Below are 20,981 nucleotides of genomic sequence, written 5' to 3' on the forward strand. Positions count from 1 at the left end.
GCCAGCGCGCCCGGCCCGGGGGGCCGTGCACGCTGGCCCTCGACACGCCGACGCGATCCCGCGGTTCGGTCCGGTCGGAAGACTGGCTGGCGGGTTAGCCGTAGCGGTGGAACCACTCTTGGATGCCGGCGCGGCCGTCGGGGATGAACGGCAGTGGGGGGTCGGGAGTGAAGACCCAGGTGCGGAGTTCATCTAGGGGGAGCCAGTGGCCTTCTACGATTTCTTCTGGCTGGTGGCGGATGGGGCCGTCCCAGCGGGCTTCGTAGGCGAAGTTGTGGCAGTGGATCGTGCCTTGGTCGTAGATTTTGGTGAAGAGGGGTTTTAGTTCCACTCCGTGGACGCCTAGTTCTTCGGCCAGTTCTCGGCGGGCGCAGTCTGCGGGGGTTTCGCCTGCGGCTACTACTCCGCCTGCCCAGCAGTCCCAGGTGGAGGGGAAAGTGTCCTTGTCCGCGGTGCGGAGGTGCACGTAGACCTTGCGGCCGTCGCCCGATCGGACGAGGACTACGCCGGCGGCGTGCCAGAGGCCTTCCGCTCGGACCCGGGAGCGGAGTGCTTCGCCCGCGGGGCGGCCTGCGTCGTCATAGAGGGCAACGAGTTCGTCACTGCCTGGCATGGGGGCATCGTCGCACGCGTCGAACCCGTAGGGTGGTGGGCATGCGTCGGATCATGGGAACCGAAGTCGAGTACGGCATCGCCGTGCCCGGGGACGCCACGGCGAACCCGGTGCTCACCTCGACTCAGGTGGTGCTGGCCTACGCCGCGGCTGCGGACATCCCGAGGGCGCGCCGGGCGCGCTGGGACTACGAGGTGGAGTCGCCGTTGCGCGACGCGCGCGGGTTCGACCTGACCGGTCCGGGCGGGCCGGGGCACGACCCGGACGTCGAGGACCTCGGCGCGGCGAACGTCATCCTCACCAACGGTGCGCGGTTGTACGTGGACCATGCGCATCCGGAGTATTCGGCGCCGGAGGTCACGAACGCGCGGGATGCCGTCATCTGGGACAAAGCGGGCGAGCGGGTGATGGAGGAGGCCGCGTTGAAGGCGGCCACCGTGCCGGGGCAGCCGCCGTTGCAGCTGTACAAGAACAACGTGGACGGCAAGGGCGCGAGCTACGGCACGCACGAGAACTACCTGATGCAGCGGTCGACGCCGTTCACCGCGGTGATCGGCGGGCTGACGCCGTTCTTCGCGTCGCGGCAGGTGATGTGCGGTTCGGGCCGGGTGGGGATCGGGCAGCAGAGCGAGGAGGCGGGTTTCCAGCTTTCGCAGCGCTCGGACTACATCGAGGTCGAGGTCGGGCTGGAGACGACGCTCAAGCGCGGGATCATCAACACGCGCGACGAGCCGCACGCGGACGCGGACAAGTACCGGCGGCTGCACGTGATCATCGGGGACGCGAACCTGTCGGAGTACTCGACGTATCTGAAGGTCGGGACGACGGCGCTGGTGCTGGACCTGATCGAGGCCGGCGTGCGGTTCGACGACCTGAAGCTGGACGAGCCGGTGCGGGCGGTGCACAAGATCAGCCACGACCCGACGCTGAAGACGAAGGTCGAACTCGCGAACGGGAAGAAGTTCACCGGGCTGGACCTGCAGTTCGCCTATCACGAGCTGGCGTCGGCGAACCTCGAGCGCACGGGCGCGGACGAGGCGTCGAAGGAAGTCCTGCGGGTGTGGGGCGAGATCCTGGACGCGCTGGCGCGGGATCCGCAGGAGTGCGCGGACCGGCTGGACTGGCCGGCGAAGCTGCGGCTGCTGGAGGGGTACCGGGAGCGGGACCAGCTGGCGTGGGGCGCGCCGCGGCTGCGGCTGGTGGACCTGCAGTATTCGGACGTCCGGCTGGGCAAGGGCCTGTACAACCGGCTGGTCACGCGGGGTTCGATGAAGCGGCTGGTCACCGAGGAGGAGGTGCAGGCGGCGATCACGACTCCGCCGTCGGACACGCGCGCCTACTTCCGGGGCCGGGCGCTGGAGAAGTACGCGTCGTCGATCGCGGCGGCCTCGTGGGATTCGGTGATTTTCGACGTGGGCCGGGAGTCGCTGGTGCGGATCCCGACGCTGGAGCCGCTGCGGGGGACGAAGGCGCACGTCGGGAAGCTGCTGGACGCGGCGGCGACGGCGGAGGAGCTGGTGGAGGCGATCACCGGTTCGGACTAGCGCGATCCCGGCGTTTCGGGCCGGTTGAAGGCCCTTTTCGTCGGTACCGCTGGGTAGGCTAGGGAACATCGGCCAGACCGGGAGGCGAGATGGCGCAGGAGAAGATCGAGAAGCACGGCGGCGGCGATTCCGACGAGGAGTTCGACGACGCCGGCGGGGCGGGCCAGGAGCGGCGGGAGAAGCTCGGCGAGGACGTGGACACGATCCTCGACGAGATCGACGACGTGCTGGAGGAGAACGCCGAGGACTTCGTCCGCGCTTACGTGCAGAAGGGCGGCGAGTAGCCGTCTGCCCGTCGCGGCCGTCCCGGATGCGGGGCGGTGCGGCGGGCGCGCTGGGCCGGAGGTTTCGCGCGGCGGCGCCGGGGGCAGGTTTGCCGGTGGCGTTGCCGGGCACGGGATAGATGGGAACCGAGAGCACGTATGGACAACACCTCCTCTGGGGCGGGTTTTTCCGGGCCCGGACTGCCGTCGGCCTACTTTTCGCCGACGACGTCGTCGTTCGCGGATTTCGTGCGCGCGACCGCGCCGGAGCTGCTGCCCGCGCGGCGGGTGCCCGCGGGCGCGGGTGAGCTGAACGCGCCGCACGGCACGACGATCGTCGCGGTCGCGTTCGCCGGCGGGGTGCTGATCGCCGGGGACCGGCGGGCGACGTCGGGGAATCTGATCGCGAGCCGGGACATCGAGAAGGTGCACGTCACGGACGAGTACTCGGCGGTGGGCATCGCGGGGACCGCGGGGCTGGCCGTGGAGATGGTCCGGCTGTACGCGGTGGAGCTGGCGCATTACGAGAAGATCGAGGGCGTTTCGCTTTCGCTGGACGGCAAGACGAACAAGCTGGCCGGGATGGTGAAGGCGAACCTGGAGATGGCGATGGCGGGCCTCGCGGTCGTGCCGTTGTTCGTCGGGTACGACCTGGAGGCCGAGGACGCCAAGCACGCGGGCCGGATCGTGTCGTACGACGCGGCGGGCGGGCGGTACGAGGAGCACGCCGGGTACGCGAGCGTCGGTTCGGGTTCCCTGTTCGCGAAGTCGTCGCTGAAGAAGCTGTACGACCCGGACGCGGATGCCGACGCGGCGGTGCGGACGGCGCTGGAAGCCTTGTACGACGCGGCGGACGACGACACCGCGAGCGGCGGGCCGGATCTGGTGCGGCGGATTTTCCCGAACGTCATCACCATCACCGCGGAGGACGGCGCGGTGGTGCTGCCCGCGGAGCGGACGGGTGCGGTGGCCGAGGCGGTGGTGGCCGGGCGCGCGGAGCGCAATCACCACCGGCCGGTCTGAGGCCGCCGATGTCCGCTGAATCAATGACTGCCGAGTTTTCGGAGAACGTGGAGCCGACACCGTGACGATGCCGTTGTATGCCTCTCCCGAGCAGCTGATGCGGGAGCGTTCCGAGCTGGCGCGCAAGGGGATCGCGCGGGGCCGGAGCGTGGTGGTGCTGAAGTACGCGGGCGGGGTGCTGTTCGTGGCGGAGAATCCGTCGGCGACGCTGCACAAGGTGTCCGAGATCTACGACCGGATCGGGTTCGCCGCGGTGGGCCGGTATTCGGAGTTCGAGAACCTGCGGGTGGCGGGGATCCGGCACGCGGATCTGAAGGGCTACCAGTACGACCGCCGCGACGTGAGCGCGCGGGCGCTGGCGAACGCGTACGCGGCGACGCTGGGCAGCATTTTCACCGAGCAGCTGAAGCCGTTCGAGGTCGAGGTGTGCGTGGCCGAGGTCGGGGCGACCGCGGCGGAGGACCAGCTGTACCGGTTGACGTTCGACGGGTCGATTTTCGACGAGTCCCCGTTCGTGGTGATGGGCGGGACGACGGAGCCGATCAGCACGAAGCTGAAGGACGTCGTGGATCCGGAGCACGATCTGCGCACGGCGCTGGCGACGGCGATCGAGGGGCTGCGGGCGACCGCGGCGTCGTCGAACGGGAACGGGTCGGCGGCCGAGGCGGAGATCAAGCTCGAGGTCGCGGTGCTGGACCGGGCGAAGCCGCGGCGGGCGTTCCGGCGGTTGTCGGGGGCGGCGCTGGAGGCGTTGCTGCCGGAGAAGGCGGAGCCTGCCGAGAAGCCGGACGACTCCGGCGAAGGCGATTCCGACAAGGGTTCGGACAAGGGCGAGGGCTCGGCCGAGAAGGAATGACGTGACCGACTGTGGGCCGCCGGACAGTTCCGGCGGCCCACAGTCGTTTTCCGGGATACTGGCGGGGTGACGTGTGCGCCGGTGACCCCGTGGTGGCGTCGTCGCGCCGCCGGGGACAGTTCCGCTGAGGGCGGCGTGGTTCCGACGGCAATTCTCGACTGGCGCGATCCGCTCGTGCGGTCCTTGGTGCGGGAGACGGCGTCCGAGGACCGGCTGGCCGGGTTGCGGGCCGCGCACCGGTTGATCGCCGGGTCGGTGCGGCCGGTGTACTCGGTGCAGGAGCGGCAGCCGATCTCGCGGACGCTGCGCCGCGGGCGGGGTTCGTGCAGTCAGCGGCTGGCGATTCTGGAGGGAGTCGCACGGGCGCAAGGGATTCCGACCCGGGTGCGGGGCCTGCTCGTGGACGGCCGGTTCTGGTATCCGCGGTTTCCCCGGTTGAAGTTCCTGGTGCCGTCGCGGGTCGTGGTGGCGTGGCCGGAGTTCCGGGTCGCGGACGCCTGGGTTTCGGTCGGCGAATTGTTCGGGCCGTTGACCGAACTGGCGGCGAGCCCGGGATTCTCCAATGACAGCGGGGAAACGCTGTTCGACGCGGTGTCCCGCACGGCGATCGACTGGGACGGGGTCGCCTGCGACGTCGGCGGAGCGTGCGACCTGTCCGCGACCGTGCTGGTCGACCTGGGCCGTTTCGATTCCCGCGACGACTTGTTCCGGCGGCACGGGCAGACGCTCTCCGGGCCGCTGACGACGCTCGTCGACCCGATGCTCAGCCGGTGGGCGCCACGTCAGAGGGCGTCGAGCCGCTGACGCAGGTGCGCGCGCTCCGGCTCGGTTCCCGCGCTCTCCAACGCTTCCCGGTACGCCGCTGCGGCTTCGTCGTCACGGCCGAGGCGGTGCAGCAGGTCTCCGCGAGCCGCGGCATACGGGTGGTAGCCCTGCAGCCGAGGCTCGTCGGCCAAGCCGTCCAGGAGTTTCAGCCCGGCTTCGGGTCCGTCGCGCATCGCCACCGCGGCCGCGCGGTTGAGCGCGACGACCGGTGTCGGCGTGAGCGTCAGCAGGATGTCGTACAGCGCAACGATCTGCGGCCAGTCGGTGCTCGCGACATCCGGTGCTTCGGCGTGGAGCGCGGCGATCGCCGACTGCACCCCGTACGGCCCGGGAGGTCCGCCGGTGAGCGCGACCGGCACCAATGCGCAGCCCTCGTCGATCAGCGCGGCGTCCCAGGACGTCCTGTCTTGGTCTTCCAACAAGACGAACTCGCCGTCCGGTCCGGTGCGGGCGGCGCGGCGTGCGTGCACGAGCAGCAGAAGCGCCAGCAGCCCGGTGATTTCGCGTTCGCCGGGCAGCAGCCGGTGCAGGATCCGCGCCAGCCGGATGGCTTCCTCGGCCAGGTCAGGGCGCTGGATGTCCGGGCCGGAGCTGGCCGCGTAGCCCTCGGTGAACAGCGAGTACAGCACCTGCAACACGCCGGGCAGCCGGTCGCGCAGCTCGTCGCCGGCCGGGACGCGGAACGGGATGCGGTGGTCGCGGATCCGGTTCTTGGCCCGCACGATCCGCTTCGCCATCGTCGCGGTCGGCACAAGAAAGGCCCGCGCCACCTCCGGCGTGGTGAGCCCGGCCAGGCAGCGCAGCGTGAGGGCGAGCCGGTCCTCGGCGGCCAGCGCGGGATGCGCGCAGGTGAAGAACAGCTGGAGCCGGTCGTCGGGCAGGTCGCCGTCGGCCCCGGGCAGCGGGGGAGGGTCGCTGCGGTCGGATTCCGCTTGCAGGACAGCGAGTTTCGCCGCGTACGCCTGGTCGCGGCGGAGCCGGTCGACGGCCTTGCGGCGCGCGGTGGTCATCAGCCACGCGCCGGGTTTCGGCGGGACGCCGTCCACCGGCCAGCGCACCAGCGCGGCCTCGACGGCTTCGGCGGCCACCTCCTCGGCGAGGTCGAGATCGCCGAAGCGGCGGACGAGCGCGCCGAGCAGGCGGCCGTGCTCCTCGCGGAACACGGCCGCCACGGACGCTCGCGCGTCAGGCATCGAAATCGGCGATCGGGCGGACCACGACCGAACCGTCGCGGGAACCGGGGCAGCGGGCCGCCCAGTCGAGCGCCGCGTCGAGGTCCGGCACGTCCAGCACGTAGAACCCGCCGAGCAGTTCGCGGGTCTCGGCGAACGGGCCGTCGGTGGTGATCGAACGCTCGCCGTCGGCGCCGACCCGCACCTTGGTCGCGGTCACGAGGTCGGCGAGCGATTCCCCGCTGACGAACACCCCCGCGTCGCGGACTTCCTTGTCGTAGGCCATCCAGTCGGCCGGTTCGCAGCCGGCGGCCCCGCCCTGCTCGGTGGCGGCGGAAGCATGGATGAGCAGCAGGTACTTCATGGTCGGGCTCCTTCGTCGGTCAGCGCGGCCGTGGTGCCGCACTGACCTCACCACGAACGGCGCCCGCCCGGATGGACAGGGCCCGGAAGATATTCTCCGGGCAATCCGCTCAGGAGGCGGCAGGAGCGCTGCGGAAGTTCTGATCGGCGAAGGCGAGCATGTACGGAAGCGTCGCGCGGGCGGTGTGCCAGGTGTGGTTGAACCCGCGTTCGGCGTGCACCACGACCTCCTGGCCGCGCCGCTGCAGCGACCCGGCGATGCGGTGCGCGGTCGCGACGTCGGTCGGCGCGCCGGTGCCGACGGTGAGCATCACGGCGAGCTTCTGCGGGAACGGCATCGTCGGGATGTAGCGGCGCGGGGTGTTCGCCGCGATCGCGGCCTGGTTGCCGCCGAGGACGCCGACGGAGTCGTTCAGGTCGTCGTACGGCAGCGAGATCAGCAGCGTGCCGAATTCGTCGAGGTGGTGCAGCCCGATGTTCAGCGCGCCGAAGCCGCCGCCGGACATGCCGCCGAGCGCGCGGTGGCCGCGGTCGGCGAACGTGCGGTAGTGCTGGTCGACCGACGGCACGATGCTGCTGGCGAGATACGTCTCCAGCTGCGGCCCGCCCGGGACGTTCAGGCATTCCCAGTCGGTGCTCGGCCGGTTGGCGGTGAGGTCGACGCTCACGATGATCATCGGCTGGATCACGTGCGCGTCCTCGAGGCTCTTCAGCGTCTGCGGCGCGGAGCCGGAGGTGAGCCAGTCGCGCGGCCCGCCGTAGGGGTAGCCGTGGATCAGGTAGACGACCGGGTAGCGCTTGGCGGCGTTCGCCGGGTCGTGGTAACCGGCGGGCAGGACGACGTAATTCTCGCCGTTCGCGACGCCGTGCGCCGGGTCGGGCACGTTCAGCACCTCGGTGCTGCCGTTGGCGCCGGCCGGGGCCGCGGGACGGCCGGCGGAGGGGGAGCTGCCGCTGTTCCCGCCGGTCGAGCTGCTCGCGGTGCTGGGATCCGAGTCTTCGGCCGGATCGTCGCTGGTGCTGCGCAGCAGCGTGCCCGCGACGTTCATCGCGCCGGAACCGCGCTGCAGCAGCCTGCCGAGGTCGCTCGGCGTGCGGACGTAGCCGACGTAGCTGTTGACGGCGGTGACCGCGGCGATCAGGAACAGCGCGATCGCGCCGCTGACGCCCCAGCGGCGCACGCGGCGGCGATGGGCGAGCGCGATGGTGACGGCCAGGACCGTCGCGGCGGCCCCGGCGAACGCGAGCCACAGCAAGGGCGATTCGAGCGGCCCGAGGTCCCTCGCCTGGGAGGTGACCGACGGGGGCAGGACCGGGTCGACAGCCTGCGGGAGCAGCCGCATCATCCGCGGCCTGCCGCGGACGGGCAGCTCTGACCGCGGGTGGAAAGACGCACTGAGTAGACCCCTGCCGTGAACTGGTGCGGACAGGACAGTCCGCACCTCGAAGATCACGCTAGGGACGGCTCGCTGTGGATTCGTTGAGAAAAGGTAAAGGAATGATCAAGAAACCTTGCGGCGGTGGCGAGCGGACGGTAAGCGCGCAGGTCAGGGCCCCGGTTGCCGGGTGCGAAGTGGCGAAGAACTCGGTGCCCGGCCGAACGCTCCCGGAGGGACCTTAGGGCAAACGCGGCCGGCCGTCACTGCCCGGTTCGCGAAGGGCGTCAGGGAACGCTGTCCGGGTTCCGGTAGACGGTCAGCGCGCTCGGCCGCGAGCGGAACCGGAACTCCCGCCCGAGCGGACCGACTTCGCCGTCGGTGGCGACCCGGCGATTCCCGTCGAGCAGCCGGACGTGCAGCTCCGGCAGGTCCCGCTGCCGGTAGACGTGGCTCGCGTGCAGGCTGTTGGTGAGGCTCGCGAGCACGAACCGCAGCCGCGACCAGCGCACGTCAGCCCGCACGTACCGGACGTCGAGCAGGCCCGTGTCGAGCGCCGGGCGCCGCGACGGCGCGAACCCCTTCGGCGCGTAGGTGCCGTTGCCGACGAAGATCAGCCACACCTGGGTCGGCTTCCCGTTCAGCTGCACCCGCAGCGGTTTCGCGTGCCGCAGCACGCGCACGAGCGCGATCGCCGCGGACGGCCATTTCGGGAACCGGGACTGCAGCTTTTCCCGCAGCCGCACCATTTCCGGGTACCCGCCGAGGCTGGCGGTGTTGACGAACCAGCGGTGCGCGGGCTCGCCGGAGCCGTCGATCTCGACCTCGGCCAGATCGATGCCGACCGCGTGCCCGCCCTCGGTCGCCTCGTCCGCGTCCGGCATCGAACGGACCCCGACGTCGCGGGCGAAGTGGTTGAGCGTCCCGGCCGGGATCAGCGCCAGGGGCAGCCCGCGTTCGGCCGCGACCGACGCCACCGCCGCGACCGTGCCGTCCCCGCCCGCCACGCCGAGCGCGCGGACCGAACCGTGCGCTTCGATCGCGTCGGCGAGCTGCTCGCGCAGATCCCGCGACGGATCCGGATACATCAGCGACGCCTTCGGCCAGGCATAGCGGACGTCCTCGGTCGGGTCCTGGCCGTTGACGCCCGAATGCGGGTTCACCAGCGCCAGCATGTCCTCGCCGTCGCGCATCTCGGGCGCTTGCGCCGAATGGGCGGTGCGGGCGCGCGCGTCCGGGTGCAGCGGCCACCAATGCCGGGTCAGCACCGCGACCCCGGTCCCGATCGCCAGCCCCGCCGCGACATCGCTCGGCCAGTGCACCCCGGTGTGGACCCGCGAGTACGCGACCGCCCCGGCGAGCGGCAAGAGAGCCAGCCCGGCGCGCGGCGACTCCATCGCCACCGCGGTCGCGAACGCGGCGGCCGAAGCCGAATGCCCGGACGGGAACGACGACGACGTCGGCCGTTTGCGCAGCTGACGGTGCGCGGGAACCTCCTCCTCGGCCGGACGGCGGCGCGGGAACAACGGCTTCGCGACCAGGTTCGCCGCGGCGCTCGCCCCCGCGATGGCGGCGATCCCGCGCAGCGCGCCGCGACGCGCCGGGCCCTTCCGGACCGCCAGCACAGCCGCCACGCCCCACCAGAGCCGAGATTTGTCCGCACTTCGGGACAACGCGGTCACCACGTCGTCGGCGCGCGTGCGCGGCAGCGCCGCACTGCGCCGCATCAGCGCCCGATCCCGCCGCCCCACCTGCCGGAATGCCTGGCCGACCTGCTGGAACACTCTCGTCCACCTCCGCTGGCCGGGCCGGGCCCGTCTCCGGCCCCGGCGACCGGTTTCCGCCGCATTGTCACCACTTGCAACGTACCGACCGCGTGTCGCCGCCCGAACGGCGCACCTTCCGCGGGGGTCCAGCGCCTACTCTGGTGGGATGCAGCGGCGGATCTTTGGCATCGAGACCGAGTTCGGGGTCACGTGCACCTTTCACGGCCAGCGCAGGCTCTCGCCCGACGAGGTCGCGCGCTATCTCTTCCGGCGGGTCGTCTCGTGGGGACGCTCGTCCAACGTGTTCCTGTCCAACGGCTCCAGGCTCTACCTCGACGTGGGCTCGCACCCTGAATACGCGACGGCCGAATGCGACGACCTGACCCAGCTCGTCACGCACGACAAAGCAGGCGAGCGGATCCTCGAGGACCTCCTCGTGGACGCCGAGCGCAGGCTCGCCGACGAGGGCATCGGCGGCGACATCTTCCTGTTCAAGAACAACACCGACTCCGCGGGCAACTCCTACGGCTGCCACGAGAACTACCTGGTCACCCGGGCGGGCGAGTTCTCCCGGATCGCCGACGTCCTGCTGCCCTTCCTCGTCACCCGCCAGCTCATCTGCGGGGCGGGCAAGGTCCTGCAGACCCCGCGCGGCGCGGTGTACTGCCTCTCCCAGCGCGCCGAGCACATCTGGGAAGGCGTCTCCAGCGCCACCACGCGCTCCCGGCCGATCATCAACACCCGCGACGAACCCCACGCCGACGCCGAGCGCTACCGGCGCCTGCACGTGATCGTCGGCGACTCCAACATGGCCGAGCCGACGACGATGCTGAAGGTCGGGTCGGCGCACCTCGTGCTCGAGATGATCGAGGCGGGGGTGCAGTTCCGGGACTTCACGCTGGACAACCCGATCCGGGCGATCCGGGAGATCAGCCACGATCTCACCGGCCGTCGGCAGGTTCGGCTGGCCGGCGGGCGGGAGGCTTCCGCGCTGGACATTCAGCGGGAGTACCACGCCCGGGCGGTGCAGCATTTGAAGGAGAACGGGTCTACGCCTGCCAACGAGCGGGTCGTGGAGCTGTGGGGGCGGGCGCTGGAGGCTGTCGAGGAGCAGGACTTCAGCAAGATCGACACCGAGATCGACTGGGCGATCAAGCATCGGCTCGTGGAGCGGTATCGGGCCAAGCACGATCTGGACCTGTCCAGTCCGCGGGTGGCGCAGTTGGATCTGGCGTATCACGACATTCGTCGAGGGCGCGGGATTTTCGATCTGCTGCAGCGGAAGGGGCTTGTGCGGCGGGTTACCGACGACGGGGAGATCGAGGCCGCGAAGGACACGCCGCCGCAGACGACCCGGGCCAAGTTGCGCGGGGACTTCATCGCGGCGGCGCAGGCTGCCGGGCGGGACTTCACGGTGGACTGGGTGCATCTGAAGTTGAACGACCAGGCGCAGCGGACTGTGTTGTGCAAGGACCCGTTCCGGTCTGTGGATGAGCGGGTCGAACGCTTGATTGGGTCGCTGTAGTTTTTGCTGGGTTGGGTGGTCTGGCTCGGCAAACTGTGTTTGATGGCGCCGACTCCGTCGTCGCGGGCGGGATCGCCTTTAAGTCGGCGTGCGAAGGGCCAGTGCGCCCGGCCCGGGGGGCCGTGCACACTGGCCCTTCGCACGCCGACGCGATCCCGCGGCTGGGTCGAGTGAGCGGATAGGTGCCGGGGGGGTCTGGCGGGAAACGTTGTTGTGGGGGCAGGAACCGACGAAAGTTGTCGGGTGGGTGCGGCAGGATTTGCGCATGCGTGCGTTCCGGACGGTTCTGGTCCTGCTGGCGGTGTTGTTGGTTTCGCTGGGTGGTGTTGCTTCCGCGTCCTCGTTGCCGTCGTGGCGGCTCCTGCCCACGGGCACGACTGCGCAGTTTCGTGGGCTGTCAGCGGTGAGTGAGCGGGTCGCGTGGGTCAGCGGGACGCAGGGCACTGTGTTGCGGACTGTTGACGGCGGGCGCAATTGGGTCTCGGTTGGGCCGCCGGGGGCTGGGAAGCTTGAGTTTCGCGACATTGAGGCCTTTGACGCTGATCGTGCTGTGGTGCTGTCGATTGGGCCTGGGGCGGATTCTCGGGTCTATCGGACTGATGACGGTGGGAAGAGTTGGCGGCAGACGTTCAGCAATCCTGATTCCGCTGCGTTCTATGACTGTCTTGCCTTCTTCGATCCTTGGCGCGGGCTTGCGATGAGCGATCCGGTCAACGGGAAGTTTCGGGTGCAAGCGACCTTTGACGGCGGGCGCAGTTGGCGGCAGGTTCCGGATGATGCGTTTCCGCCTGCGGAGCCTGGAGAGGCTGGGTTTGCTGCCGGTGGGCAGTGCGTTGCGACGTCCGGGCCGTTTGATGCGTGGCTTGCTACTGGTGGCGGTGCGCATGCGCGTGTTTTGCACTCTGGTGACGGTGGGTGGCACTGGAGTGCTGCGGAGACGCCGTTGCCTAGCAGTGCGTCGGCTGGAGTGTTCGCGGTTGCGTTTCGCACGCCGTGGCAAGGGGTTGCGATTGGTGGGGATTATGCCAATCCGACTGCGCCTGGACCGGCTGTCGCGGTGAGTCGTGATGGCGGGGATAGCTGGCGTACGCCGCGGGAGCATCCGGCTGGGTATCGGTCTGGGCTTGCTTGGCGTGGCGGGACGGTGCTGGCCGTTGGGCCTGGCGGGAGCGACTTGAGCCGTGACGGGGGACGGCATTGGGTGTCGTTCGACAGCGGGAGTTTTGACACTGTCGACTGCGCTTGGGGCGGTGCGTGCTGGGCCAGCGGGGCGAAGGGGCGCGTGGCGAAGTTGGTTCCATAGGAGGGAACCCGATCCGGGGTGGGGAGTCCGCCGGGGCGGCGGTGCGTGACGGGGCGGGTGCGGAGGGTCCGTTCGCGCCGCCGGGGCTGACCAGGCGCGACGCGCGCGGGGCGGACCTCGCGATCGCGGGAGACCGGGAGAGCTAGAGTCGTCTGGTGTCCACCGCACGCGCCGAACGGCTGGTCAATCTTGTGCTGGCCCTGCTCTCCACCCGGCAGTACCTCACCGCGGAGCGGATCCGCGGGATCGTTCCGGGATACGCCGAGGCGGCCAGTGACGACGCCTTTTTCCGTACGTTCGAGCGGGACAAGACCGAACTGCGCGAGCTGGGCATTCCGCTCGAGACCGGGCGCAACTCCGTTTTCGACCCGGTCGAGGGGTACCGCATCGCTCGGCGCGACTACGAGCTCGGCGAGATCGACCTCGCCCCGGACGAGGCGGCGGCGGTGGGGCTCGCTGTCCGGCTGTGGGACTCGCCGGAGCTCACGGGGCAGGCGCAGGGTGCGCTGGTGAAGCTGCGGGCGGCCGGGGTCGAGGTCGACGACCAGGCGCCGACGGTGATCGAGCCTCGGGTGCGTGCGGAGCCGGCGTTCGCGCCGATGCTCGCCGCCGTGCAGGCCGGGCAGGCGGTTCGGTTCGAGTACCGGCGCAGCGGGTCGCCCGAGCGGCGTATTCGCACGCTCGAGCCGTGGGGGGTCGTGTCCTGGCGTGCTCGTTGGTACGTCGTCGGGCATGACCGCGATCGCGACGCGTCCCGGTGTTTTCGGCTTTCCCGCGTCACTGGGAAGGTCGTCGCGATCGGCAAACCAGGTGCGGTCACCAGGCCCGACGGCGTCAACCTGATGCAGCTCGTGTCGGTGACGGGCGGCAGCGAGGATCCGGCTCCCGTCACCACCGCCCGGCTGTGGATCGCCGACGGCCGGGCCGCGGGGGTCCGCCGCCGCGGGGACGTCGTGGGGCGCGAGATCGTCGCGGGCGAGGAAGGCGACGTGATCGAGATCGGGCTGTACTTCCCCGAATCAGCCGCGGACTGGATCGCCGCGCAAGGGCCGGACGTGCTCGTGCTCGAACCGGACGTGCTGGCCAAATCGGTGCAGCACCGGCACGAGGCCGTGCTCGCCCGCGCCGGACAGGGGAGCGTGCGATGAGCGCTTCCGGCGAACGCATGCCGAGACTGCTCGCGCTCGTGCCGTACCTGCTGGCCCGCCCGGGCGTCCGGATCGACGAGGCCGCCCAGGACTTCGACGTCACCCCGCGCCAGCTGCGCAAAGACCTCGAACTGCTGTGGATGTGCGGCCTGCCCGGCTACGGCCCCGGCGACCTGATCGACCTGTCTTTCGAAGGCGACACCATCGTGGTCACCCACGATGCCGGGATGAGCCGCCCGCTGCGCCTCACCGGCGGCGAAGCCACCGCGCTGCTGGTCGCGCTGCGCGCCCTCGCTGAAACCCCGGGCGTAGCCGACGGCGACGCGGTCCGCCGCGCCATCGCCAAAATCGAGGACGCCGCCGGACAAGCCCGCCCGGCCGGAGTCGTCGTCGGGGGAGGAGTGCGCGAAGGAGCCCGCGCCGCCCGCACCCGCGAGACCGTCTCCGGCGCGCTGCAGGAAGGCCGCGCGCTCCGGATGCGCTACTACACCGCCTCGCGCGACCAGATCACCGAACGCACCGTCGACCCGATGCGGCTCGTCATCGTCCAAGGCGTCGGCTATCTCGAAGCGTGGTGCCGGCGCGTCGAAGGCGTCCGGCTGTTCCGCCTCGATCGGGTGGACGCGCTCACCGTATTGGACGAACCCGCAGCTCCGCCCGCCCACGCGCGGCCCACCGACCTGTCCGACGGCGTCTTCTCCGCCCGTCCCGATCAGCGGGTCGCCCATCTCGTCCTGGACCCCGACGCCCGCTGGGTCGCCGAGTACTACCCGTGCGAGGAACTCGACGAACTCGACGGCGGACGCCTGCGCATCGCCATGCGCTACAGCGACGAGCCCTGGATGGTCCGGCTCGTGCTCAGCCTCGGCGGGGAAGCCCAGGTGGAGAGCCCCGCCACACTCGCCGAGGCAGTCGGTCGCCGAGCGGCCGACGCCGTGGCGCGTGCCCGTCACCTCACGTCCATCTCCGACCGATAAGGTGGTTTTCGTGCCGTACCTGCCCGTCTATGTGCTGCTCGCGGCCGGCCTGCTCGTCCTGGCCCTGCTGCTGGTACGGACCGCCGGAGTCTTGCGCCGCTTCCGCCGCACCATGAGCATGGTCAGTGCGGACACCCACGACCGGACCGGACTCGTCCGGGCCCGGTCCGCGGCACTCCGTGTGGCCGTGGCCGAACGCCGCCCGGCGGCCGGCAACAAGTAACATCAGCACAGACCCCAGACAAGGAGGGCAGACGACCATGAACGCGCTGCAGCCGTGGCACATCATCGTTCTGGTGCTCGTGGTGGTTCTGCTGTTCGGAGCGAAGCGGCTCCCGGACGCGGCCCGGTCCATCGGCAAGTCCATGAAGATCTTCAAGGCCGAGACCAAGGACCTGACCGGCGAGCAGAAGGCCGAAGCCGAGGCCGAATCCGCCGACACCCGGCACATCGCCGCCCCCGCGCCCGCGCAGACCGCGCAGGACAAGCAGGTCGCCGACCTCCAGCGCCAGCTCGACGAACTCAAGAAGCAGCAGGCGGCCGCCCCGGCCGACCAGCCGCAGAAGAACGCGAGCTGACCCTCCGCGCGCACCACCCGGTCCCCGGTCCACGGCGGCGCGCCGCGGCGGGCTCTGACGAGAACGGAACGACCAGTGGCGGAAGCCGCCAACGGCAACGGAAGCCGGTCCAGCAAGCGGAGCCGGCGCAGCCGTCGGAAAAATCCCGACGGCACGATGACGCTCATCGAGCACATCTACGAGTTCCGCCGCCGCCTCGGCTGGGCGGTCGTTTTCGTCGTCATCGGCGCGATCTTCGGGTTCATCTGGTTCGGCCAGCGCTTCGGGCCGATCCCGTCGCTCGGCGACATCATGACCCACCCGTACTGCGCGATCCCGAAGGAACAGCGGTTCGGCGGCGAAACCGGCTGCCGGCTGCTCCAGACGGTCCCGTTCGAAGTCTTCATGCTGCGCCTGAAGGTCGGCGTCGCGGCGGGCGCGGTCCTGCTGTCGCCTGCCTGGCTGTACCAGCTGTGGGCCTTCATCGCCCCCGGCCTCTACACGAAGGAACGCAAGTACGCGCTCACCTTCGTCGGCTTCGCCTCGGTGCTCTTCGCCGCCGGAGCGGTGCTGGCCTACCTGCTCGTCCCGCACGCGCTGGCGCTGCTCGCCGGATTCGGCCAGGACCAGTTCGTCACCGCGCTCACCGGCGACAAGTACATCTCGTTCATCCTGTCGCTGCTGGTGATCTTCGGCGTCAGTTTCGAGCTCCCGCTGCTCGTGGTGATGCTCAACCGCGTCGGCGTGCTCAAATACCAGCAGCTCAAGCGGTGGCGCCGCGGCCTCGTGTTCGCGCTGTTCGTGTTCGCCGCGTTCGCCACCCCCGGCTCGGACCCGTTCTCGATGCTCGGCCTCGCCGGCGCGCTCACCCTGCTGTTCGAGCTGTCGATCCAGATCGCCCGCTTCCACGACCGCAAGCTCGACCGCGTCCGCCACGACGAGGGCTGGGACCAGCTCGCCGACGACGAGGCCGCGCCGTTCAACTACACGCCGAGCACCGCCGACGGCGAAGAACCGGCCGCGCCGACCGCGCAGGGCCCGTCGACCGGCCGCTCCAACTCGACCGACGACATCACCTGACCGTGGGCCTGAACGCAGCACTGGCCGTGCACCCGGCCTCCGGTCGCGGCGCGGCCGCCCGCATCGCCGAAGCCGTCGCGGCGCGGCTGCGGCCCGCCGTCGACCGGCTCGACCTCCTCACCGCCACCAGCGTCGAGGAATCCCGCGCGCTCATGCGGTCCTCGCACGCCGAAGGCCTCGACGTGCTGATCGTCCTCGGCGGCGACGGCGCGGCCCACCAAGGCGTCCAGTTCTGCGCCGACCACGGCGTCGCGCTCGGCCTCGTCCCCTCCGGCACCGGCAACGACTTCGCCCGCGCCCTCGGCGTCCCGGCCGACCCGCGCGCCGCCACCGACGCCCTCGCCAGGGCACTGCAAGCCGGGCACCGCCGCAGCGTCGACCTCGGCCGCGCCGGCGGCACCTGGTTCTCGACCGTGCTCTGCGCCGGATTCGACGCCGCCGTCAACGCCCGCGCGAACGCGATGCGCTGGCCCGCCGGCCCTCGCCGCTACGACCTGGCGATCCTCGCCGAACTCGCCGCGTTCCGGCCCAGCCCGATCGTCGTGCACACCGACCACGGCGTCCTCTCCGGGGACACGAGCCTCGTCGCCGTCGGCAACACCCCGTACTACGGCGGCGGCATCCCGATCTGCCCGGACGCCACCCTCGACGACGGGCTCTTCGACGTCACCGTCATCGGTGCCCCCGGCCGCGCCCGCCTCCTGCGGATGCTCCCGCAGCTGCGCACCGGCGAACACGTGCACAAGCCCAGCGTCGAAACCTTCCGCACCCGCACCCTCCGGATCGAAGCACCCGGCTGGCCCGTCTACGCCGACGGCGAAGACCAAGGCCAGACGCCGGTCGAAGCGACCTGCGTGCCCTCCGCGCTCACCGTGGTCGCCACCGCGCCGTGACCGGCGGCACGCCGCGTGCGGAATGTCGGGGGCGTGTGGAACCCTGACGGGGTGGCCACTAGCCCTTCCCCATCGCCGGCCGAGGCCTACGCTGCCTCCCGTCGCCGCGCCAAGCACCCCCAGCTGACCCGGTTTTCCGCCGAATCGGCCTTCGAATTCGACGATTTCCAGATCCGCGGCTGCGAAGCGCTCGAAGAGGGCCACGGCGTCCTGGTCTGCGCCCCCACCGGGGCGGGCAAGACCGTGGTCGGCGAGTTCGCCGTCCACCTCGCCCTCGCCGAGGGCCGCAAATGCTTCTACACCACGCCGATCAAGGCGCTGTCGAACCAGAAGTACGCCGACCTCGTCGAGCGCTACGGCAACGACGCCGTCGGCCTGCTCACCGGCGACACCTCGATCAACGGCAACGCCCAGGTGGTCGTCATGACCACCGAGGTCCTGCGCAACATGCTCTACGCGGGCAGCTCCTCGATCCCCGAACTCGGCTACGTCGTCATGGACGAGGTGCACTACCTCGCCGACCGCTTCCGCGGCGCGGTCTGGGAGGAAGTGATCCTCCACCTGCCCGACCACGTCCGCGTCGTCGGCCTGTCCGCCACCGTCAGCAACGCCGAGGAATTCGGCGAATGGCTCGTCGAGGTCCGCGGCGACACCACCGTCGTCGTCGACGAGCACCGGCCGGTCCCGCTGTGGCAGCACATGCTCGTCGGCAACCAGCTGCTCGACCTGTTCGCCGGCCAGAACGAGGCCGACCCGGGGGAGCAGCTGCGGATCAACCCGACGCTGCTGCGCAAAACCGACGAGATGGGCCGGTTCGCTCCCACTTTCCGCGGCCCGCGCGGAGGCCGCCGGGGAGCCCCGCCGCGCGGACCCAGGTTCCGGCCGCCGTCGCGCGTCGACGTCGTGGAAAGGCTCGACCACGCCGGGCTGCTGCCCGCGATCGTGTTCATCTTCTCCCGCGCCGGCTGCGACGCCGCGGTCGCCCAATGCGTCCGCTCCGGCCTGCGGCTCAACGGCCCCGAACAGGTCGAGGAAATCCGCCGGATCGTCGACGCCCGCACCGCCGAGCTGCCCGAGGGCGACCTCGGCGTCCTCGGCTACTGGGAATGGCGCGAGGCGCTGGAGCGCGGCTTCGCCGGCCACCACGCCGGGCTGCTGCCCGCGTTCAAGGAAACCGTCGAGGAACTGTTCGTCCGCGGCCTGGTCAAGGTCGTGTTCGCGACCGAAACCCTCGCGCTCGGCATCAACATGCCCGCCCGCACCGTCGTGCTCGAACGGCTCGTGAAATACAACGGCGAGGCGCACGTCGACCTCACCCCGGGCGAGTACACCCAGCTCACCGGCCGTGCCGGCCGCCGCGGCATCGACATCGAAGGCCACGCCGTCGTCGCCTGGCAGCCCGGCGTCGACCCGAAGGCCGTCGCCGGCCTCGCCTCCACCCGCACGTACCCGCTGCGCTCGTCGTTCCGCCCCGGCTACAACATGGCGGTCAACCTGGTCGCCCAGGTCGGCGCGGACGCGGCCCGCGACCTGCTGGAACAGTCCTTCGCGCAGTTCCAGGCCGACCGGTCGGTGGTCGGCACCGCGCGCAGGATCGAACGCAACAAGGAAGCCCTCAAGGGCTACACCGACGCGATCTCCGGCGACTTCGAGCAGATGCTCGAGTACGTCGAACTCCGCGCGCAGATCTCCGCCCGCGAGAAGACGCTGTCGCGGCAGAACACCTCCTCCCGCCGCGCCGAGACCGCCCAATCGCTGGAGAAACTGCGCAAGGGCGACGTCATCCCGGTCCCGGCCGGCCGCCGCGCCGGGCTCGCCGTGGTCGTCGACCCCGGCCTCGACCCGATCCGCGAACCGCGGCCGGTCGTCGTCACCGAGGACCGCTGGTCCGGACCGCTGTCGGTCTCCGATTTCCCGGCCCCGGTCGAAGCGCTCGGCCGGATCAAGCTGCCCAAGCACATCGAACTGCGCTCGCCCAAGACCCGCCGCGACATCGCCTCGTCGCTGCGCAACGCCGGCATCGCCCTTCCCGGACGCCAGCGCCGCCGCACCGCGGCCGCCGACGACGCCGAACTCGCCTCGCTGCGCCGCGCCCTGCGCGCCCACCCGTGCCACGGCCTCGCCGAACGCGAGGCCAACCTCCGTTGGGTCGAGCGCTACCAGCGGCTCTCCGCCGAAACCGAACAGCTCGAACGGAAAGTCGCGGCCACCACGCACTCGCTGGCCCGCGCGTTCGACCGGATTCTGCGGCTGCTCGGCGAACGCGGCTACGTCCGCCCCGGCGACGGCGAGGACCGCGTCACCGAACACGGCCGCCGTCTCACCCGCCTCTACAGCGAATCCGACCTGCTCGCCGCCGAATGCATCCGGCACGGCGTCTGGACCGGCCTCGGCCCGGCCGAACTCGCCGCGGTCGTGTCCACGCTCGTGTTCGAGGCCCGCCGCGACACCGCCGGCGAACCCCGGCTGCCCGGCGGCGCGGTCCCCGGCGCGTGGCAGGAAACGAGCAGGCTGTGGGTCGAACTCACCGAGGACGAACGCCGCCACCGCCTCGACCGCACCCGCGAACCCGACGCCGGCTTCGCGTGGCCGGTCTACCGCTGGGCGCGCGGCGAATCCCTGGAGAAGGTCCTCACCGCGGCCGAGACCAACGGACAGGAACTCTCCGCGGGAGACTTCGTGCGCTGGTGCCGCCAGGTCATCGACCTGCTCGACCAGATCCGCGACGTCCTCGGCAAGGAAGACCCGGTCGGTTCGGCGGCGGCGCAAGCGGTCCGGGCGCTGCGCCGCGGCGTAGTGGCCGCGGGCGCGGCGTGACCGCGAGGGCACACCTTAGTAGCGACTGCGCGCGGACACGTGTGCCAGGTCCAGACCTGTGGTTGGATCGCGCACGACACCCGCGGCCCGGCCCGCGGGTGCGGACAGACGAAGGCGGAGGCTAACGATGAGCACGCCGTATGGCGGCAACGACCCGCGGCAGCAGCCCCAGTACGGGCAACAGCCCTACGGCCAGGACCCGCAGTACGGGCAGCAGCCGGGCGGCGCGTACCCGCAGAGCGGGCCGCAGCAGCAGCCGTACCCGCCCCAGCAGTACGGGCAGCAGCCCTACGGTCAAGACCCGCAGTATGGCCAGCAGCCCGGCGGCTACCCGCAACAGCAGCAGCCCCAGCAACCCCAGTGGGGCCAGCAGCCGCCGCCGTACGGGCAGCAGCAGCCCGGGCAGCAGCAGCCTTACGGACAGCAGCCCTACGGCGAGCCGCAGCAGCAGTACGGCGGCCAGCAGCCCGGCCAGTACGACTACGGCCAGCCCGGCGGAGCCGCGCCGGAATCCTCGGGCGGGTCGAAGAAGGGCCTGTTCATCGGGATCGGCGCGCTCGTCGTCGTGGTGGCCGTCGTGGCGATCCTCGGCTTCGTCGCGCCCGGCTTCTTCAAAACCCAGGTCTTCAACAACAACCAGATGCAGACCGACGTCGCGAAGATGCTCACCGACACCTACAAGATCCAGGGCGTCAGCGGAGTCACCTGCCCGGCCGAGCAGAAGGTGGAGGACGGCGCGAAATTCGAGTGCACCGCCACCGTCAACGGCAAACCGCAGCAGGTCCCGATCACCGTCAAGGGCACCGACGGCAACTACGAGGTCTCGCCGCCCGCCGCCAAGTGACGGCCCGCAATTCAGTGGCGGTCAGGCGGTCGCTCC

The 20,981-nt window shown here is 70.8% G+C and carries 20 protein-coding genes; 15 read left to right on the forward strand and 5 right to left on the reverse strand.

Annotated elements, in window-relative coordinates; all coding sequences use genetic code 11:
* Positions 1 to 94: 94 nt before the first annotated feature.
* Entirely contained in the window at positions 95 to 613 is a 519-nt protein-coding gene (locus ACZ7OI_RS40300) for an NUDIX domain-containing protein (RefSeq protein WP_470269389.1), read from the reverse strand.
* A 41-nt stretch (positions 614 to 654) separates the two neighbouring features.
* Between ACZ7OI_RS40300 and dop the strand changes: the two genes are divergently transcribed.
* The 5 genes from dop (at position 655) to ACZ7OI_RS40325 (ending at position 5,103) form a co-directional block, all read left to right on the forward strand.
* The gene (dop, locus tag ACZ7OI_RS40305; RefSeq protein ID WP_452080681.1) at positions 655 to 2,157 is read left to right on the forward strand and encodes a depupylase/deamidase Dop; all 1,503 of its coding nucleotides are present in this window, start codon (positions 655 to 657) and stop codon (positions 2,155 to 2,157) included.
* Positions 2,158 to 2,246: 89 nt separating this feature from the next.
* On the forward strand, positions 2,247 to 2,441 hold the full coding sequence (locus tag ACZ7OI_RS40310; RefSeq protein WP_037806475.1) for a ubiquitin-like protein Pup: 195 nt from the start codon (positions 2,247 to 2,249) through the stop codon (positions 2,439 to 2,441).
* Between the two features lie 138 nt (positions 2,442 to 2,579).
* A complete protein-coding gene (gene prcB, locus ACZ7OI_RS40315; protein ID WP_470269390.1) occupies positions 2,580 to 3,443 on the forward strand; it encodes a proteasome subunit beta in 864 nt (287 codons plus the stop codon).
* A gap of 61 nt (positions 3,444 to 3,504) precedes the next feature.
* Entirely contained in the window at positions 3,505 to 4,299 is a 795-nt protein-coding gene (prcA, locus tag ACZ7OI_RS40320) for a proteasome subunit alpha (RefSeq protein WP_470269391.1), read from the forward strand.
* Positions 4,300 to 4,365: 66 nt separating this feature from the next.
* On the forward strand, positions 4,366 to 5,103 hold the full coding sequence (locus tag ACZ7OI_RS40325) for a transglutaminase domain-containing protein (protein ID WP_470269392.1): 738 nt from the start codon (positions 4,366 to 4,368) through the stop codon (positions 5,101 to 5,103).
* On the opposite strand, the gene ACZ7OI_RS40330 is transcribed toward ACZ7OI_RS40325, so the two are convergent.
* From ACZ7OI_RS40330 to ACZ7OI_RS40345, 4 genes are all read right to left on the reverse strand, one after another.
* Positions 5,082 to 6,317, reverse strand: a complete 1,236-nt coding sequence (locus ACZ7OI_RS40330; RefSeq protein ID WP_470269393.1) for an RNA polymerase sigma factor — start codon at positions 6,315 to 6,317, stop codon at positions 5,082 to 5,084. The two genes, ACZ7OI_RS40325 and ACZ7OI_RS40330, sit on opposite strands and share 22 nt — an antisense overlap.
* Positions 6,310 to 6,660, reverse strand: coding sequence for a YciI family protein (locus tag ACZ7OI_RS40335; RefSeq protein WP_116204978.1), 351 nt, complete (start codon positions 6,658 to 6,660; stop codon positions 6,310 to 6,312). The genes ACZ7OI_RS40330 and ACZ7OI_RS40335 overlap by 8 nt, the downstream gene beginning before the upstream one ends.
* A 109-nt stretch (positions 6,661 to 6,769) precedes the next feature.
* Entirely contained in the window at positions 6,770 to 8,005 is a 1,236-nt protein-coding gene (locus tag ACZ7OI_RS40340; RefSeq protein ID WP_470269394.1) for an alpha/beta hydrolase, read from the reverse strand.
* Positions 8,006 to 8,322: 317 nt separating this feature from the next.
* On the reverse strand, positions 8,323 to 9,762 hold the full coding sequence (locus tag ACZ7OI_RS40345; RefSeq protein WP_470269575.1) for a phosphatase PAP2 family protein: 1,440 nt from the start codon (positions 9,760 to 9,762) through the stop codon (positions 8,323 to 8,325).
* 205 nt (positions 9,763 to 9,967) lie between these two features.
* Between ACZ7OI_RS40345 and pafA the strand changes: the two genes are divergently transcribed.
* The 10 genes from pafA to ACZ7OI_RS40395 all read left to right on the forward strand — a co-directional run bounded on the left by pafA (position 9,968) and on the right by ACZ7OI_RS40395 (position 20,945).
* Entirely contained in the window at positions 9,968 to 11,326 is a 1,359-nt protein-coding gene (gene pafA / locus ACZ7OI_RS40350; protein WP_037806466.1) for a Pup--protein ligase, read from the forward strand.
* A gap of 265 nt (positions 11,327 to 11,591) precedes the next feature.
* Positions 11,592 to 12,629, forward strand: a complete 1,038-nt coding sequence (locus tag ACZ7OI_RS40355) for a WD40/YVTN/BNR-like repeat-containing protein (protein WP_470269395.1) — start codon at positions 11,592 to 11,594, stop codon at positions 12,627 to 12,629.
* Between the two features lie 155 nt (positions 12,630 to 12,784).
* A complete protein-coding gene (locus tag ACZ7OI_RS40360) occupies positions 12,785 to 13,777 on the forward strand; it encodes a helix-turn-helix transcriptional regulator (RefSeq protein WP_470269396.1) in 993 nt (330 codons plus the stop codon).
* The gene (locus ACZ7OI_RS40365; protein ID WP_470269397.1) at positions 13,774 to 14,754 is read left to right on the forward strand and encodes a helix-turn-helix transcriptional regulator; all 981 of its coding nucleotides are present in this window, start codon (positions 13,774 to 13,776) and stop codon (positions 14,752 to 14,754) included. The genes ACZ7OI_RS40360 and ACZ7OI_RS40365 overlap by 4 nt, the downstream gene beginning before the upstream one ends.
* 10 nt (positions 14,755 to 14,764) lie before the next feature.
* On the forward strand, positions 14,765 to 14,977 hold the full coding sequence (locus tag ACZ7OI_RS40370; protein WP_370937212.1) for a bacteriophage holin: 213 nt from the start codon (positions 14,765 to 14,767) through the stop codon (positions 14,975 to 14,977).
* Positions 14,978 to 15,014: 37 nt separating this feature from the next.
* Positions 15,015 to 15,332: a Sec-independent protein translocase subunit TatA gene (gene tatA / locus ACZ7OI_RS40375; RefSeq protein ID WP_344274211.1), complete on the forward strand. Its 318-nt coding sequence runs from the start codon at positions 15,015 to 15,017 to the stop codon at positions 15,330 to 15,332.
* 75 nt (positions 15,333 to 15,407) lie between these two features.
* Positions 15,408 to 16,391 carry a twin-arginine translocase subunit TatC gene (gene tatC, locus ACZ7OI_RS40380; protein WP_470269398.1) on the forward strand — a complete coding sequence of 328 codons (984 nt, stop codon included), beginning with the start codon at positions 15,408 to 15,410 and terminating at the stop codon, positions 16,389 to 16,391.
* A gap of 2 nt (positions 16,392 to 16,393) precedes the next feature.
* Positions 16,394 to 17,284, forward strand: a complete 891-nt coding sequence (locus tag ACZ7OI_RS40385) for a diacylglycerol/lipid kinase family protein (RefSeq protein ID WP_470269399.1) — start codon at positions 16,394 to 16,396, stop codon at positions 17,282 to 17,284.
* A gap of 51 nt (positions 17,285 to 17,335) precedes the next feature.
* On the forward strand, positions 17,336 to 20,101 hold the full coding sequence (locus ACZ7OI_RS40390; protein WP_470269400.1) for a DEAD/DEAH box helicase: 2,766 nt from the start codon (positions 17,336 to 17,338) through the stop codon (positions 20,099 to 20,101).
* 127 nt (positions 20,102 to 20,228) lie between these two features.
* Positions 20,229 to 20,945 (forward strand): DUF4333 domain-containing protein, encoded by a 717-nt coding sequence (locus tag ACZ7OI_RS40395; protein WP_470269401.1) that lies wholly within the window; start codon positions 20,229 to 20,231, stop codon positions 20,943 to 20,945.
* The last annotated feature ends 36 nt before the right edge of the window (positions 20,946 to 20,981 follow it).

Source organism: Amycolatopsis sp. NPDC114503 (genome assembly GCF_055633655.1).

Excerpts from the sequence above, each read along its gene's own strand:
- ACZ7OI_RS40300 (WP_470269389.1), bottom strand. The coding sequence starts at position 613 with ATGCCAGGCAGTGACGAACTCGTTGCCCTCTATGACGACGCAGGCCGC.
- dop (WP_452080681.1), top strand. The coding sequence starts at position 655 with ATGCGTCGGATCATGGGAACCGAAGTCGAGTACGGCATCGCCGTGCCC.
- ACZ7OI_RS40310 (WP_037806475.1), top strand. The coding sequence starts at position 2,247 with ATGGCGCAGGAGAAGATCGAGAAGCACGGCGGCGGCGATTCCGACGAG.
- prcB (WP_470269390.1), top strand. The coding sequence starts at position 2,580 with ATGGACAACACCTCCTCTGGGGCGGGTTTTTCCGGGCCCGGACTGCCG.
- ACZ7OI_RS40330 (WP_470269393.1), bottom strand. The coding sequence starts at position 6,317 with ATGCCTGACGCGCGAGCGTCCGTGGCGGCCGTGTTCCGCGAGGAGCAC.
- ACZ7OI_RS40335 (WP_116204978.1), bottom strand. The coding sequence starts at position 6,660 with ATGAAGTACCTGCTGCTCATCCATGCTTCCGCCGCCACCGAGCAGGGC.
- ACZ7OI_RS40340 (WP_470269394.1), bottom strand. The coding sequence starts at position 8,005 with ATGATGCGGCTGCTCCCGCAGGCTGTCGACCCGGTCCTGCCCCCGTCG.
- ACZ7OI_RS40345 (WP_470269575.1), bottom strand. The coding sequence starts at position 9,762 with ATGCGGCGCAGTGCGGCGCTGCCGCGCACGCGCGCCGACGACGTGGTG.
- pafA (WP_037806466.1), top strand. The coding sequence starts at position 9,968 with ATGCAGCGGCGGATCTTTGGCATCGAGACCGAGTTCGGGGTCACGTGC.
- ACZ7OI_RS40355 (WP_470269395.1), top strand. The coding sequence starts at position 11,592 with ATGCGTGCGTTCCGGACGGTTCTGGTCCTGCTGGCGGTGTTGTTGGTT.
- ACZ7OI_RS40365 (WP_470269397.1), top strand. The coding sequence starts at position 13,774 with ATGAGCGCTTCCGGCGAACGCATGCCGAGACTGCTCGCGCTCGTGCCG.
- tatA (WP_344274211.1), top strand. The coding sequence starts at position 15,015 with ATGAACGCGCTGCAGCCGTGGCACATCATCGTTCTGGTGCTCGTGGTG.
- ACZ7OI_RS40395 (WP_470269401.1), top strand. The coding sequence starts at position 20,229 with ATGAGCACGCCGTATGGCGGCAACGACCCGCGGCAGCAGCCCCAGTAC.